The sequence below is a fragment of the Streptomyces brasiliensis genome, assembly GCF_014647875.1.
GTDB classification, from domain to species: Bacteria; Actinomycetota; Actinomycetes; order Streptomycetales; family Streptomycetaceae; genus Streptomyces; species Streptomyces brasiliensis.
Window position 1 is genome coordinate 28,599 of record NZ_BMQA01000020.1, and the last position, 14,465, is coordinate 43,063.

At 70.2% G+C, this 14,465-nt stretch carries 19 protein-coding genes; 8 read left to right on the plus strand and 11 right to left on the minus strand.

The window, feature by feature from the left end; genetic code table 11:
- Positions 1-613: 613 nt before the first annotated feature.
- Positions 614-1,585, minus strand: a complete 972-nt coding sequence (locus IEZ19_RS26715) for a tetratricopeptide repeat protein (protein ID WP_189313849.1) — start codon at positions 1,583-1,585, stop codon at positions 614-616.
- Between the two features lie 238 nt (positions 1,586-1,823).
- On the opposite strand from IEZ19_RS26715, the gene IEZ19_RS26720 reads away from it, so the two are divergent.
- Both IEZ19_RS26720 and IEZ19_RS26725 read left to right on the plus strand, forming a co-directional pair.
- A complete protein-coding gene (locus IEZ19_RS26720) occupies positions 1,824-2,444 on the plus strand; it encodes a TetR/AcrR family transcriptional regulator (RefSeq protein WP_189313850.1) in 621 nt (206 codons plus the stop codon).
- A gap of 228 nt (positions 2,445-2,672) precedes the next feature.
- A complete protein-coding gene (locus IEZ19_RS26725; RefSeq protein WP_189313851.1) occupies positions 2,673-3,851 on the plus strand; it encodes a DUF3103 family protein in 1,179 nt (392 codons plus the stop codon).
- Between the two features lie 82 nt (positions 3,852-3,933).
- On the opposite strand, the gene icmA is transcribed toward IEZ19_RS26725, so the two are convergent.
- The 4 genes from icmA to IEZ19_RS53585 all read right to left on the minus strand — a co-directional run bounded on the left by icmA (position 3,934) and on the right by IEZ19_RS53585 (position 7,040).
- On the minus strand, positions 3,934-5,670 hold the full coding sequence (icmA, locus tag IEZ19_RS26730) for a coenzyme B12-dependent isobutyryl-CoA mutase large subunit (RefSeq protein ID WP_189313852.1): 1,737 nt from the start codon (positions 5,668-5,670) through the stop codon (positions 3,934-3,936).
- A gap of 75 nt (positions 5,671-5,745) precedes the next feature.
- Positions 5,746-6,084, minus strand: a complete 339-nt coding sequence (locus IEZ19_RS26735) for a DUF3817 domain-containing protein (protein WP_189313853.1) — start codon at positions 6,082-6,084, stop codon at positions 5,746-5,748.
- 65 nt (positions 6,085-6,149) lie between these two features.
- Positions 6,150-6,659, minus strand: coding sequence for a MarR family winged helix-turn-helix transcriptional regulator (locus tag IEZ19_RS26740; RefSeq protein WP_189313854.1), 510 nt, complete (start codon positions 6,657-6,659; stop codon positions 6,150-6,152).
- A 21-nt stretch (positions 6,660-6,680) separates the two neighbouring features.
- Positions 6,681-7,040, minus strand: a complete 360-nt coding sequence (locus IEZ19_RS53585; RefSeq protein WP_373297052.1) for a hypothetical protein — start codon at positions 7,038-7,040, stop codon at positions 6,681-6,683.
- Positions 7,041-7,145: 105 nt separating this feature from the next.
- Between IEZ19_RS53585 and IEZ19_RS53590 the strand changes: the two genes are divergently transcribed.
- Entirely contained in the window at positions 7,146-7,337 is a 192-nt protein-coding gene (locus IEZ19_RS53590) for a hypothetical protein (protein WP_373297054.1), read from the plus strand.
- A 5-nt stretch (positions 7,338-7,342) separates the two neighbouring features.
- On the opposite strand, the gene IEZ19_RS26750 is transcribed toward IEZ19_RS53590, so the two are convergent.
- Positions 7,343-7,636, minus strand: a complete 294-nt coding sequence (locus IEZ19_RS26750; RefSeq protein WP_189313855.1) for an MTH1187 family thiamine-binding protein — start codon at positions 7,634-7,636, stop codon at positions 7,343-7,345.
- Positions 7,633-7,977, minus strand: a complete 345-nt coding sequence (locus IEZ19_RS26755; RefSeq protein WP_189313856.1) for a DUF3817 domain-containing protein — start codon at positions 7,975-7,977, stop codon at positions 7,633-7,635. The genes IEZ19_RS26750 and IEZ19_RS26755 overlap by 4 nt, the downstream gene beginning before the upstream one ends.
- A gap of 149 nt (positions 7,978-8,126) precedes the next feature.
- Here IEZ19_RS26755 and IEZ19_RS26760 point away from each other — a divergent pair, with 149 nt between their 5' ends.
- The 4 genes from IEZ19_RS26760 to IEZ19_RS26775 all read left to right on the plus strand — a co-directional run bounded on the left by IEZ19_RS26760 (position 8,127) and on the right by IEZ19_RS26775 (position 10,778).
- The gene (locus IEZ19_RS26760; RefSeq protein WP_189313944.1) at positions 8,127-8,759 is read left to right on the plus strand and encodes an AIM24 family protein; all 633 of its coding nucleotides are present in this window, start codon (positions 8,127-8,129) and stop codon (positions 8,757-8,759) included.
- On the plus strand, positions 8,759-9,409 hold the full coding sequence (locus IEZ19_RS26765; RefSeq protein WP_189313857.1) for an AIM24 family protein: 651 nt from the start codon (positions 8,759-8,761) through the stop codon (positions 9,407-9,409). The genes IEZ19_RS26760 and IEZ19_RS26765 overlap by 1 nt, the downstream gene beginning before the upstream one ends.
- Complete coding sequence (locus IEZ19_RS26770; protein ID WP_189313858.1) at positions 9,406-10,209, plus strand: AIM24 family protein; 804 nt, start codon at positions 9,406-9,408, stop codon at positions 10,207-10,209. The genes IEZ19_RS26765 and IEZ19_RS26770 overlap by 4 nt, the downstream gene beginning before the upstream one ends.
- A gap of 92 nt (positions 10,210-10,301) precedes the next feature.
- Positions 10,302-10,778 carry a MarR family winged helix-turn-helix transcriptional regulator gene (locus IEZ19_RS26775; RefSeq protein WP_189313859.1) on the plus strand — a complete coding sequence of 159 codons (477 nt, stop codon included), beginning with the start codon at positions 10,302-10,304 and terminating at the stop codon, positions 10,776-10,778.
- 30 nt (positions 10,779-10,808) lie between these two features.
- Here the strand turns inward: IEZ19_RS26775 and IEZ19_RS26780 are convergent, their stop codons facing one another.
- The 4 genes from IEZ19_RS26780 to IEZ19_RS26795 all read right to left on the minus strand — a co-directional run bounded on the left by IEZ19_RS26780 (position 10,809) and on the right by IEZ19_RS26795 (position 13,824).
- A complete protein-coding gene (locus tag IEZ19_RS26780) occupies positions 10,809-11,234 on the minus strand; it encodes an MFS transporter (RefSeq protein WP_189313860.1) in 426 nt (141 codons plus the stop codon).
- Entirely contained in the window at positions 11,186-11,551 is a 366-nt protein-coding gene (locus tag IEZ19_RS26785) for a hypothetical protein (RefSeq protein ID WP_189313861.1), read from the minus strand. Before IEZ19_RS26785 ends, IEZ19_RS26780 begins: the two co-directional genes overlap by 49 nt.
- Positions 11,552-11,633: 82 nt before the next feature.
- Entirely contained in the window at positions 11,634-12,590 is a 957-nt protein-coding gene (meaB, locus tag IEZ19_RS26790) for a methylmalonyl Co-A mutase-associated GTPase MeaB (protein WP_189313862.1), read from the minus strand.
- A 31-nt stretch (positions 12,591-12,621) separates the two neighbouring features.
- A complete protein-coding gene (locus tag IEZ19_RS26795; RefSeq protein WP_189313863.1) occupies positions 12,622-13,824 on the minus strand; it encodes an acetyl-CoA C-acetyltransferase in 1,203 nt (400 codons plus the stop codon).
- A 149-nt stretch (positions 13,825-13,973) separates the two neighbouring features.
- On the opposite strand from IEZ19_RS26795, the gene mce reads away from it, so the two are divergent.
- On the plus strand, positions 13,974-14,414 hold the full coding sequence (gene mce / locus IEZ19_RS26800) for a methylmalonyl-CoA epimerase (protein WP_189313864.1): 441 nt from the start codon (positions 13,974-13,976) through the stop codon (positions 14,412-14,414).
- Positions 14,415-14,465: the final 51 nt, after the last annotated feature.

Genomic DNA, 14,465 nt, shown 5'->3' on the forward strand with positions numbered 1-14,465 from the left:
TCGGCGGCTCAGCCGGGCAGAGATGGGAGAAGTGCTACGTCCTCGGGAAGGAGAGCGCCCGTATCCGGAGGCGCTGTCCGCGCACCGATCACTGGCGATCACCCCCGAGCGACAACCACTGGTCGCGCCTGACACGCATCACGCACAACCCTGCCGGACAGGCTTCGCCTGGTCGGGCGAAGACCCCCCTGTCCTAGAGCCGGCGCCACTGCCGCCGGCTCTGCTCGGTGGGGACCCAGATGGACCCGCCACCCGACCGGCTGCCGGGAGTACGGGAATGGACCGAGCGTCGCCGATCGTGGTGCATTCTCGCCGCCCGCACAAGGGGGTTCGTTACTGGCTAGTAACGGCCGGATAACCGCGCGCCGACCCGCTGGTCCCGGAACGCAACACTGGGTGGCATTCAGGGGCAGAGCAAAGTGGTGGAGATCCGGACGGAATCGGGCAGACCAAGGGCCCTGACTTACTGCCAGTAACAGCGGCCGCGATTACCAAGATTTGGTAAAGCGCGGCCGCCCTGACGACTCGTCGGCAGAACTTTCACTCGGGCAACACATGCCCTTGCGTTTAGCAACTGGTCAGAACGAGGCCTCTGCCCGGTTCGTGCACTTGCTCAGAACAACGCGCGCGCAAGAGCGCGGCGCGCCCCGATCACCCGCGGGTCCTCGGCCCCGACGACCTCGAACAGCTCCAGCAACCGGCGCCGTACGGCCTCCCGGTCGTCCCCCGCCGTGCGCTGCACCGTCTCGATGAGCCGCCCGAAGGCGTCCTCGACGTGCCCGCCGACCAGGTCCAGGTCCGCCGCGGCGATCTGCGCCTGCACATCACCCGGCTTCTCGGCCGCGTCCCGGCGCACCTGCTGCGGGTCCAGACCCTGTACCCGCTGGAGCAACTCGGCCTGCACCAGGCCGAGTTTGGCCTCGGGGTTGCCCGGGTCTTCGCTCAGCACGTTCTTGTACGCCTGGACGGCCCCGCCCAGATCACCGGCGTCCAGCGCCTGGACGGCGGCCTCGAGGAGCGCGTCGTACGGCCCGGCCGGCACTTCGGTGTCCGGCGCCGCGCCCGGCTCGGCGTCCGGATCGACGGTCAGGCCGGTCAGCCCGAAGCGCTGCTCGGCGACCTGCACCAACTGGTCGAGGGTCTGGCGGATCTGCTGTTCGCCCGCGGCTCCCTGAAAGAGCGGCAGGGCCTGGCCGGCGACGACGGCGAAGACCGCCGGGATCCCCTGGATCCCGAACTGCTGCATCAGCATCTGGTTGGCGTCGACGTCGATCTTGGCGAGCAGGAAGCGGCCGTTGTACTCGACGGCCAGTCGCTCCAGGACCGGGCTCAGCTGCTTGCAGGGCTGACACCACTCGGCCCAGAAGTCGATGACGACCGGCACCTCCGCGGAGCGCTGGAGGACCTCGCGCTCGAATCCCGCCTCATCGACGTCGATGACGAGGTCGGCCGGGGAGACGGCCCCCGTCCCGCCCTGCCGGGCGGCCTCGGCGCGCGCCTGCTCCGCCTTGGCCTTGGCCTCCTGGGCCGCCTTCACCGCGGCGAGGTCGACGACGCCGCTCATGGACATGTTCCGTGGCTGCATGCGTCTATCCTCCCCCGTTCCCGCGCGTGTGTGAAAAGCGTTGTGGAAGCGCGTGCCGGGTCCCCACCCCCCACGCACCTTCGGTCGTCGTTCGCGTGCACGTCCGCGTCGGCCCGCGCACGTCCAGCGCGAGCTTTCGCTACGACTCGTAGCGTAATGCCATGGGGTCCCGCGGCGACACCACTCCTCGGTGATCTCCCTCACGGCCGCGGATAAAACGCCGGTTAAGGTCGTCGGTATGCAGAGCCGCACCACCGCCCCCCGTTCGGGCCGCCCCCGCAGCGCCGCCGCGGACACCGCGATCCTGGCCGCGACCCGGGAGGCACTGGTCGAGCTGGGCTGGTCGAAGCTCACGCTGGGGGACGTGGCGACGCGGGCCGGGGTGGCCAAGACGACGCTCTACCGCCGCTGGGCGGGCAAGAACGAACTCGTCGTCGACGCGGTGGCCGTGCTGTTCGACGAGCTGGAACTCCCCGACTGCGGCACCCTCGCCGCCGACGTCGAGGGCGTGGTCCTCCAGTTCGCGGCGATCCTCGCCCGGCCCGAGGCCAGGAGCGGGCTGATGGCGGTCGTCGCGGAGTCGATCAGGGACGAGGCGCTGCGCGAGCGCATCCACTGCTCCATCGTCGAGCGGCAGAAGCGGCTGGTCCTGGAGGGCAGGGCGCGGGCGCAGCGGCGCGGCGAGCTGCCGCCGGAAACGCACCCCGGGCAGGCCTCCCGCACAGTGGACCTCATCTTCGACATGGTCGCGGGAGCGGTGATCCACCGCACCCTGGTGAGCGCCCAGCCCGTGGACGAGGAGTGGGTGCAGCGCTTCACGGCGGTGCTGCTGGGCGGCCTCGCGGCGGCCGAGGGCTGACGGCCGGCTGGCCCCCGACTCCCGTCGCCGTACGCAAAGTTCATCTGCGCGCACCGTGAAGACCTTGCATTGATGGCATGTCCCCGTCACCATGGCGGCCACGGAATCTACTCGCATAGATCGCACACGGATCTCGTTCCAGGCTCGTTCCAGGTTCGACCAGTTCCACCCGGCACCACCCCCTGACGGTGCGTCACCGACCACTCGAATCCGGGAGGATCGATCCTCGTGAGACCTCGTCACCCCCGTCGGCGCGGCACCCTCACCGCCACCGCGGCCACCCTGGTCGCCCTCTGCGCGGCCCAGACCCTGACCGCCGCGCCCTCGGCCACCGCGGCCCCGGCCCCCGACCCCGCGGCCGTCTCCGCGGCCCACTCCCGCTCCGCCACCGCGACCGCCGTCACGCGCGCTCAGGACCGGGCCGCGCGGGCCGTCGCGCGCTCGCTCGGCGACACCGCGTGGCGCACGCGGCTGCGGTCGGCCGCCCTGAAGTCGGCCGAGGTGTCCGTCACCGACCGGGCGAGCGGCCTGCTGAGGTCGCAACTCGCCGCGGCCGACCGGGAGATCGCCGCGGCCAAGGGCCTGGACGCGAAGACCGGACCACTGCTGCGGCTGCGCCTCGGGGACCGCTCCATGCGTGCCGCGCTGAAGGCCGGTACGGCCCCCTGGGTCGCCGCGGCCGTCGCAGACGACGACGCCGGCACCGTCACGGCGTACGACAGTCAGGGCCGCGCCCACCGCCTGGACGCCCACAAGGCACCCACGCGCCCGGTGTACGTCGTCGACGTCGACAGCTCCAAGGCACTGGCGGCCGGACTGGATGTCCTGCGCGAGGAGTTGGTCAAGGACGGCGTGCCCTCCTCGGCGCCCGGGACCATGAACACCCCGGCCACGCCGAAGGCCACGGCCGCCACCGCCGGCTTCTGGACCACGAAGATCACGGCGGTCGAGCTCTCCGACGACGAGGAGCCCTGGATCAAGGGCGACGCCGAGATCTACACCCTGGTCACCGGCTTCGGCCTGGACGGCAAGGTCCGCGTCGACCCCGTGGACATGCCGTACCTCGACAACGACGGCACGGTCTACCGGCCCAACCAGATCCTGGTCAACTGGTCGTCCTACAAGTACAACCTGGCCGACGCCGTGATGATGGAGGAGGACGGCAGCACCAACTACCGCGACCTCGCCAAGGCGATCGCCACGGCCCTGCTCACCATCACCGACCAGGGCGTCTACATCCCGCTGGTGAACGCGGTCCTGGACGCCATGCCGGACGACTGGTGGACCGACGACCCCGACTACGTCGACTCCTGGTACACCCTGGCCCAGAGCAACAACGGCACGTACTACGGCGCCCGGGGCAACGGCTGGATGACCGTCGAGCCGTACTCCGTGGAGCAGTTCTGACGCATGACGACCGAACAGGGCCCGCGGGCACGGAAGTCCGTGTCCCGCGGGCCCGTCCCGTGCGGATCGTCCCGTGCGGCCGTCAGAAGCCCGCGGGCTCCGTGTAGACGCCCCACTCGTCGCGCAGCACCCCGCAGATCTCGCCCAGCGTGGCCTCGGCGCGCACCGCGTCCAGCATCGGCTCGATCATGTTCGCGCCCGACCTGGCGGCCGCGAGCATGGCGTCCAGGGCCGTGCGCACCGCCGCGTCGTCCCGGGTGCCCCGGCGTGCGCCGAGCACTCGCACCTGCTCCCGCTCGACCTCGTGGCTGACCCGCAGGATCTCCAGGTCGCCGGTCACGGAGCCGGTGTTGACGTTGACGCCCACCACCCGCTTGTCACCCTTCTCGAGGGCCTGCTGGTAGCGGAACGCGGACTCGGCGATCTCACCGGTGAACCAGCCGTCCTCGATCCCGCGCAGGATCCCGGAGGTGATCGGGCCGATCGGGTGCTGCCCGTCGGGGTGCGCCCGCAGACCGCGCTCCTTGATCTGGTCGAAGATCTTCTCCGCGTCGGCCTCGATCCGGTCCGTGAGCTGCTCGACGTACCACGAACCGCCCAGCGGATCGGCCACATTGGCGACCCCGGTCTCCTCCATGAGCACCTGCTGAGTGCGCAGAGCGATCTCGGCGGCCTGCTCGCTGGGCAGGGCGAGGGTCTCGTCCAGGGCGTTGGTGTGCAGCGAGTTGGTGCCGCCCAGCACCGCCGCGAGCGCCTCCACGGCCGTACGGACCACGTTGTTGTACGGCTGCTGGGCGGTCAGCGAGACGCCGGCGGTCTGCGTGTGGAAGCGCAGCCACTGCGCCTTCTCGCTCTTCGCGCCGTACACGTCCCGCATCCAGCGGGCCCAGATGCGGCGCGCGGCGCGGAACTTGGCGATCTCCTCGAAGAAATCGACATGGGCGTCGAAGAAGAAGGAGAGGCCCGGTGCGAAGACGTCGACGTCGAGGCCCCGGCTGAGCCCCAGCTCCACGTACCCGAACCCGTCCGCCAGCGTGTAGGCCAGTTCCTGCGCGGCCGTCGAGCCGGCCTCGCGGATGTGGTAGCCGGAGACGGACAGCGGCTTGTACGCGGGGATGCCGGCCGCGCAGTACTCCATCAGGTCGCCGATCAGCCGCAGATGGGGCTCGGGCTGGAACAGCCACTCCTTCTGGGCGATGTACTCCTTGAAGATGTCGGTCTGCAGCGTGCCGTTGAGCACGGACGGGTCCACGCCCTGCCGCTCGGCGGCGACGAGGTACATGCAGAAGACGGGGACGGCGGGCCCGCTGATGGTCATGGAGGTCGTGACGTCACCGAGCGGGATGTCCTTGAACAGCACCTCCATGTCGGCGGCCGAGTCGATGGCGACCCCGCAGTGGCCGACCTCGCCGAGCGAGCGCGGGTCGTCGGAGTCACGGCCCATGAGCGTCGGCATGTCGAAGGCGACGGACAGCCCGCCGCCGCCCGCGGCCAGGATCATCTTGTACCGCTCGTTGGTCTGCTCGGCGTTGCCGAACCCCGCGAACTGCCGGATGGTCCAGGTGCGGCCCCGGTAGCCGGTCGGATACAGCCCGCGCGTGAAGGGGTACTCCCCGGGCCAGCCGATCCGCTCGAAACCCTCGTACGTGTCCCCGGGCCGCGGCCCGTACACAGGCTCCACGGGATCGCCGGAGAGCGTAGTGCGTGTCCAGTTCCCTGGAGGCTTCGCCCCCAGGGCCCCGGCGGCATCGCGCTTGCGCGCGGCGTCGTAGCGGGCCTGCCAGCGGCGGCGGCCGTCCTCGATGGCGTGAGCGTCCATACCATCAAATTTACTAGGACGTCCAAGTAAATGTCGATGGCAGACCACCGCGCGTCACTCGCGCGGCGGTGGAACCTAGGCCTTGGCGGCGGCCGGAGCCGGGTCCGCGACCCTGGCCTCCAGCTCGTGGCTGATCCTGCGCTCGACGAAGAACGCGGCCGTCGGGATCGTCCCGGCCAGCAGCACCCACAGCTGCTTGCCGACCGGCCACTTCGCCTTGGAGCCCAGGTCGAAGGCGAAGACCAGGTAGACCACGTACAGCCAGCCGTGCGCGATGGCCACGACGCGGGTGAAGCTGTCGGCGCCGTTTACGTCGAGGCCGTACTTGGCGATCATGCTGAGGCACAGCAGGACCAGCAGCACGCCGGTGACGTAGGCCATGACGCGGTAGCGGGTCAGCACGCTTTTCTTCATGCGCACGAGCGTAACCACCCGTTCCGGGAGATCTTGCCCCGGGTCGCTCCTCGCGGAGGTCCCGGTCACTCCTCGTCGAAATCGTGCGCCGCCACCCGCAGGGGGCGCAGCATCGCGAAGATCTCGCCGCACTCCTCCGCGTCGTACACACCGAGGCCGAAGTCCATCGCCATCAGGTCGCGGGTGGCCGCCTCGACGACCTCGCGGCCCTTGTCGGTGATGACGGCGAGCGTGCCGCGGCCGTCGTTGGGGTTGGGGCGCTTGGCCACCAGGCCCGACTTCACCAGGCGGTCCACGGTGTTCGTCACGGACGTGGGGTGCACCATGAGCCGCTCGCCGATCTTGGACATCGGCAGCTCGCCGGCCTTGGAGAAGGTCAGCAGCACCAGCGCCTCGTACCGCGCGAACGTCAGCCCGTACGGTTTGACCGCCGCGTCGACCTCGGCCAGCAGAATCTGCTGCGCCCGCATGATCGAGGTGATCGCCGCCATCGACGGCACGTTTCCCCAGCGCTGCTTCCACAGATCGTCGGCACGGGCGATGGGGTCGAAGGGGAGACTGAGAGGCTTCGGCACGCCACCGACCCTACCGGCCGGTCATATGCCGGTCAGCCCCGTCTCGGCTTTCGGTCGCCAGGACCGGGAGGCCGGTGCCGCCGAGGCACAGCAGCACGCCGTGCCCAGCACTCCGGCCCCCGCGACGGCCGCCCGGGTACCGACCACCTCGGCCGCCACGCCCGCCAGCGCCATGCCCGCGCCCTGGGTGGTCATCAGCCCCGCAGTGAGCACGGTCATGGCCCGTCCGCGCAGCTCGTCCGGCACGGCCCGGACGAACCACTGGTCCAGACCCAGCGTGTACGCCACGCCCGCGCCGGAGACCGGCAGGAGCAGCAGCGAGACCACGAGCCCCGGGCGCATGGCGTAGCCGACGTACGGCAGCAGCGTGAGGCACACCACGGCAGCGCGATCCGCTCCCGGGCCACCGGCCGCAGCCACGCGCCCTCGAACAGCTCGCCGGCGACGGTCCCGACCGGCAGCGCGCACATCAGCAGCCCGAGGCCGGTGGATCCGGCACCGAGCGCGTCGGCGTACGGGGCGGCGAGCGCCTCCGGCACGACGGAGAACATCGGCGGCACCCAGAACAGCAGGATGACGCTCCTGCGCGACGCCGGCCTCCTGACCACCCGCCACTACGGCCACCAGGCCCTGTACGGACGCACACCCCTGGGCATCGCTTTGGCGGCGGGGGCTTGAGCGGGTTACCGGGCCAGGTGCCGCTCGACCGTCTCCACCTTGGAGGTCAGGCCGTCGGTGACGCCCGGCCGGATGTCGGCCTTGAGGACGAGCGAGACGCGGGGCGCCCGCGCCTCCACGGCGGCCACGGCCCGCTTCACGACGTCCATGACCTGGTCCCACTCACCTTCGATCGAGGTGAACATGGCGTCGGTGCGGTTGGGCAGTCCGGACTCCCGTACGACGCGGACGGCGTCGGCGACGTACTCCCCCACGTCCTCGCCGACGCCCAGCGGCGTCACGGAGAAGGCGACGATCATGCGTTCACGATTCCTTCCTTGCGGGCGCGGGCGGCGATGACCGCGCTCTCGGCCTCGCGGCGCAGCTTGCGCTCGGCGAAGAAGCCGCCGGTGGGCAGGACCGAGAAGACGAAGTAGAGCGCGGCGGTGCCGAGGCTCCACTTGGCGCGGTTCCAGGCGTCGGCCCAGAAGACGACGTACAGGATGAACAGGACACCGTGGATCGCGCCCATCACCGGCACCGCGTTGAAGTCCGTGGTCCGCTTCAGCACGGAGCAGAGCAGCAGGACGAGGAAGGACACGGCCTCGGGCGCGGAGACCAGGCGGAGGCGGCGGAGGGCGGAGGCTGTCTTGAGGTCCACGGGTCACCTTCGATGGGAGATGCGCCGGCGGCGCGTTCGCTTTGTGAACGGAAGCACAAACGTCCGCCCATTGTGACAAACGGTCGTACGGCACCCGCGGGAGGGGTCTGTCCGCCGACCCCGCGCGCCGCTACCTTCGCACCGTGGCGATGTTCCGACTCCAAGGGAGCAAGGTTCTCGCCGTCGACATGACCGGGGACGCCGTGAAGGCGAAGAACGGCTCGATGGTCGCGTACGACGGGCAGATGGCCTTCAAGAAGCTGAGCGGCGGCGGCGAGGGCCTGCGGGGGATGGTGACCCGGCGGCTCACCGGTGAGCAGATGACCGTGATGGAGGTGAGGGGGCAGGGGACGTGCTGGTTCGCCGACCGTGCCTCCGAGATCAACCTCGTGAATCTCCAGGGGGACAAGCTGTACGTGGAGTCGAGCAATCTGCTCGCGACGGACGCGGGACTGAGGACGGGGACGACCTTCACCGGGCTGCGCGGCGCCTCGCAGGGCAACGGCCTGTTCACGACGACCGTCGAGGGGCACGGGCAGGCCGCGATCATGTCGGACGGTCCGGCCGTCGTGCTGCGGGTCAGCCCGCAGTACCCGCTGATCGTCGACCCGGGCGCGTACATCGCGCACCAGGGCGACGTACGGCAGTCCTTCCAGTCCGGTGTGACCTTCCGCACGTTCTTCGGTGAGGGCGGGGGCGAGGCCTTCCAGATCCGCTTCGAGGGGGACGGGCTGGTGTACGTGCAGCCGAGCGAGCGGAACACGATCGCGGGGGACGTCTGATGGCCTTGCGGGAGATCAACTCGAAGATGGTCGAGGCGACGGTCGTGCCGGGACAGCGGCTGTTCAGCCAGCGCGGCGCCATGCTCGCGTACAAGGGCGACGTCTCCTTCACGCCCAACATCCAGGGCGGACAGGGCGGGATCATGTCGATGCTCGGGCGCCGGGTGGCGGGCGAGGCGACGCCGCTGATGACCGTGGAGGGCAGCGGCACCGTCTTCTTCGGGCACGGCGGCCACCATGTCCAGGTCATCACCCTCTCCGGCGACACCCTGTACGTCGAGGCGGACCGGCTGCTGGCCTTCGAAGGCACGCTGCAGCAGGGGACGATGTTCATGGGCTCGCAGGGCGGCGTCATGGGAATGGTCCGGGGCCAGGTCACCGGGCAGGGACTGTTCACCACCACACTCAAGGGCCACGGCTCGGTGGCCGTCATGGCGCACGGCGGGGTGTTCGAGATCCCCATCACCCCGCAGCGGCCGGTGCACGTCGACCCGCAGGCCTATGTCGCCCACCACGGCGACGTGCGCAACAAGCTCTCCACCGCCCTGGGCTGGCGCGACATGGTGGGACGCGGCTCCGGCGAGGCGTTCCAGCTGGAGCTGAGCGGCAGCGGTGCGGTGTACGTCCAGGCGTCGGAGGAGAAGCTGTGAGCGCGTACGGACCCCCCGGCGGCGCCGGGCCCGTGGTCTACGACCCGATGACCCTGCCCGTCGACGACAACGTGAACAAGTACACGTTCTGCGTGGAGCTCAAGAGCGGGCAGTGGTTCCTGCAGAAGGGGAAGATGATCGCCTACTACGGGGCGATCGAGTTCAACGGGATCGGGCACGGGCGACTCGACCGGCTCGTCCGTACGTCGTTCCATTCACCTCTGCACGCGATCGACTGGGTCGTGGCGGACGGCTCGGGCAAGATGCTGCTCGCCGACCGGGCCTTCGACGTGAACTCGTACGACCTGGACAATGGCAATTTGACCATTCGCTCGGGCAACCTGCTCGCTTTTCAGCCAAGTCTTACGCTCAAGCAGTCGATCGTGCCGGGTTTTCTGACCCTGATCGGAACCGGGAAGTTCGTGGCCGCCTCCAACGGTCCGGTGGTGTTCATGGAACCCCCGATCCGGGTGGACCCGCAGGCGCTGGTCGGGTGGGCCGACTGCCCGTCGCCGTGCCATCACTACGACCACGGCTACATGACGGGCGTAATGGGCGGTCTACGTGCGATGACGGGCCTCGGCGGAGCCTCCGGCGAGGAGCACCAGTTCGAGTTCGTGGGAGCCGGTACGGTCCTGCTGCAGTCGACCGAGACACTCATGGCCGAGCAGGCCACGGGAGCGGTCCCGAGCGAGCCGGGCGTGCCCGGCGGCGGGGTACCGGGAGGTCACGGACAGCCTCCGGGCGCACCGCGCCTTCCCGGACAGCTGGGGGACCTCCAGCGTCGCTTCGGGCTGTGAGCGGTAGTCTGCGGAGTGTGACGTCGAACGCGTGCGCACTGTCACATCACCCTCACTAGTTCGCCTTTCAACTTCTTAGGTAGACTTCATTCATGGAGACCGAGACGGCCACGCGCTGGCTGACCCATGCGGAGCAGTGCGCCTGGCGCACCCACCTGGAGGTCAACAGGCTGTTGACGTACCAACTGGAAAAAGATCTCCAGCCGTTCGGCCTGACGATGAACGACTACGAGATCCTCGTGAACCTGTCCGAGTCCGAGGACGTACGCATGCGGATGAGCGACCTCGCCTCCGCCACGATGCAGTCCAAGAGCCGGCTCTCGCACCAGATCACGCGCATGGAGAACGCGGACCTGGTGCGCCGTGAGAACTGCGAGTCCGACCGCCGGGGTCTGTTCGCGGTGCTCACGGACCACGGCATGGAAACGATGAAGAAGGTCGCACCCCACCATGTGGCCTCGGTGCGCCGCCACTTCATCGACCTGCTCCCACCGGACTCCCTCGGGGAACTGGACACGGCGCTGAAGCCGATCGCGGAACACCTCCGCGGACAGCGGGGACGCCCCTGAGCCGAGCGGGACTTCGGCAGGCGGGTCGGTTCAGGCCCCGCCTGCCTTTTTGGCGCCCGCCGCCGCCCCGGCCACGAGTGCCGACGCTCCCGACAGCGCGAAGCACACCGTGAGCGGCAGGTGGCCAGCCATGGCTCCGGCCACCGCCGCACCACCCGAACTCCCGGCGTTCGCCGCCGCGTTCACCCACGCCCCCGCCCGCGTCCGGGCGTCCTCTGGTGCCGTCTCCTCCGCCAGGAGGTACGCCGTCGTCAGGGCGGGGGCCACGAAGGCGCCGGCGCAGGCCATGACCGCCGCGAGCGTCCACGGTCCCGGGGCCGTACCGGCCAGGGCCAGGGGCACGGCCAACCCCGCCGTCAGCCACGGCAGGCGTACGCGGGCCGGGCGGCGCCAGTCGAGCGCGCCGTTCAGCAGACCGCCCACCGCGCTGCCCGCCGACAGCGCGCCAGGATCCACGGGACCACGGCGGTGTCGTACGACCGCTGTGCCACGAACGCCGTCACGAGCAGCTCGGTCCCGCTCAGGGCGAGGCCCAGGCCCGCCGCCGCGACGACCGGCTGGAGCAGGCCCGCCGGGACGCGAGGGCCGTGGCGGGCGGGCCGGCCGGGCCCAGGGCGCCGTGTGGCCTCGCTCAGCGCCGGTGACGTCACGAACGCGCACGTCCCCGTCTCCATCAGCAGCGCGCTCAGCAGCACCCCGGCCGACGGCGGTGCGCAGCGCAGCAGGACGCCGACCAGCAGCGGGCCGGAGACGAACAGCAGCTCCTCCGCCACGCATTGGCCACCACCGACCAACCGACGCCGACGAACCCCGCCCGACTACCCCGGCCACCCAGGCGGACCGGATGACTTCCGGTCAGGCCTGGGTCAGGCCCGCCACCAGTTCGTCCGCCGCGCGGTACGGGTCCAGTTCGCCGGCGACGATCCGGTCCGCCAGCGCGTCCAGGTGGCGGTCGCCGTGCAGGTCGCCGATGCGTTCGCGCAGGGCCGTGACGGCGATCGTCTCGACCTCGCGGGAGGCGCGGGCGCGGCGGCGTTCGGCCAGGACGCCGTGCTCCTCCATCCACGCACGGTGCTTCTCCAGCGCCTCGACGACCTCGTCGATGCCCTCCGCCCGGGCCGCGACCGTCTTGACGATGGGCGGACGCCAGTCGCCGGGGCCGCGGGCCTCGCCGAGACCGAGCATGTGGTTCAGCTCGCGGGCCGTGGCGTCGGCGCCGTCCCGGTCGGCCTTGTTGACGACGTACACGTCACCGATCTCGAGGATGCCGGCCTTGGCGGCCTGGATGCCGTCGCCCATGCCCGGGGCGAGCAGGACCACGGAGGTGTCGGCCTGGGAGGCGATCTCGACCTCCGACTGGCCGACGCCGACCGTCTCGACGAGGATCACGTCGCAGCCCGCGGCGTCGAGCACGCGGATCGCCTGTGGCGCGGCCCAGGCCAGGCCGCCGAGGTGGCCCCGGGTGGCCATCGAGCGGATGTAGACGCCGGGGTCGGAGGCGTGCTCCGACATCCGGACGCGGTCGCCCAGCAGGGCGCCCCCGGAGAACGGGGAGGACGGGTCGACGGCCAGGACGCCGACCCGCTTGCCCTGCTTGCGGTACGCGGTCACCAGCGCGGACGTCGAGGTCGACTTGCCCACGCCCGGTGAGCCGGTCAGGCCGACCACGTACGCGTTGCCGGTCAGCGGCGCGAGGGCCGCCATGACCTCCCTGAGCTGTGGGGACGCCCCCTCCACGAGGGAGATCAGCCGGGCCACGGCCCGCGGTCGGCCTTCCCTGGCCTGGGCCACCAGAGAGGAGACGTCCTGCATCACAGCTCCGTTCGCCGGGAGATCGCCTGGATCAGCTCTTCGCCACGCGCACGATCAGCGCGTCGCCCTGGCCACCGCCACCGCACAGCGCCGCCGCGCCGATGCCGCCGCCCCGGCGCTTCAGCTCCAGCGCGAGGGACAGCACGAGGCGGGCGCCGGACATGCCGATCGGGTGTCCGAGGGCGATGGCGCCACCGTTGACGTTCACCTTTTCGGTGGAAACTCCCAGGTCCTTCATTGACTGGACCGCGACGGCGGCAAAGGCCTCGTTGATCTCGATCAGATCGAGGTCGGAGACCTCCAGGCCCTCCTTCTTGAGGGCGTGCAGGATCGCGTTGGAGGGCTGGGACTGCAGGCTGTTGTCCGGGCCCGCCACATTGCCGTGGGCGCCGATCTCGGCGATCCACTCCAGGCCCAGCTCCTCGGCCTTGGCCTTGCTCATCACGACCACGGCCGCGGCACCGTCGGAGATCTGCGAGGACGTGCCCGCGGTGATCGTGCCGTCCTTGGTGAAGGCAGGACGCAGCCTGCCGAGGGACTCCACGGTGGTGTCGCCGCGGATGCCCTCGTCCTTGCTGAAGACGACGGGCTCGCCCTTGCGCTGCGGGATCTCGACCGGTGTGATCTCGGCCTCGAAGATGCCGTTCTTCTGCGCGGCGGCGGCCCGCTGGTGGGACAGGGCGGCGATCTCGTCCTGCTCGGCGCGGCCGATGCCCAGACGGGTGTTGTGCTTCTCGGTCGACTCGCCCATGGGGATCTGTTCCCACGGGTCGGTCAGGCCGTCGTAGGCCATCGCGTCGAGCAGCTCGACGGCGCCGTACTTGTAGCCCTCACGGGACTTCGGCAGCAGGTGCGGGGCGTTGGTCATGGACTCCTGGCCGCCCGCCACGACGATCTCGAACTCGCCCGCACGGATCAGCTGGTCGGCCAGCGCGATCGCGTCGAGGCCGGAGAGGCACACCTTGTTGACGGTGAGCGCCGGGACGTTCATCGGGATGCCGGCCTTGACCGCGGCCTGGCGCGCCGGGATCTGCCCCGCCCCGGCCTGCAGCACCTGACCCATGATCACGTACTGCACCTGGTCGCCGCCGATCCCCGCACGGTCGAGGGCGGCCTTGATCGCGAAGCCGCCCAGATCGGCCCCGGAGAAGGACTTGAGCGAGCCGAGCAGCCGTCCCATCGGAGTGCGGGCACCCGCGACGATGACGGATGTCGTGGTGTTCGTTCCTGACATGAGATGCGATCCCCTTCCAGCTGCACAAAGCTGAGGAGTGAACGAGGGTTTACTTCGAATGTACTGAGCGGTAGTCCACCCCGTCATCGGGCCGTCAGTGTGATCGCGCGCACGTTGCGTAACCACCGCGTGCGCGCTGCACTGAATCCATGCTGACTCGAATCGACCACATTGGGATTGCCTGCCACGACCTCGACGCCACCGTCGAGTTCTACCGGGCCACGTACGGCTTCGAGGTCTTCCACTCCGAGGTCAACGAGGAGCAGGGCGTACGCGAGGCCATGCTCAAGATCAACGATACGTCCGACGGCGGAGCCTCGTACCTCCAGCTGCTCGAACCGATCCGCGAGGACTCCACGGTCGCGAAGTGGCTGGCGAAGAACGGCGAGGGCGTCCACCACATCGCCTTCGGCACGGCGGACGTCGACAAGGACGCGGCGGACATCAGGGACAAGGGCGTACGCGTTCTGTACGACGAGCCGCGGCGCGGTTCCATGGGGTCGCGGATCACCTTCCTGCACCCCAAGGACTGCCACGGCGTACTCACGGAACTGGTCACTTCGGCGCCCGTTGAGTCACCTGAGCACTGACCCTCGTACATAGAGGCCGGTAGGGTTGGGGTCGGTCGCCCGTGAAGGACG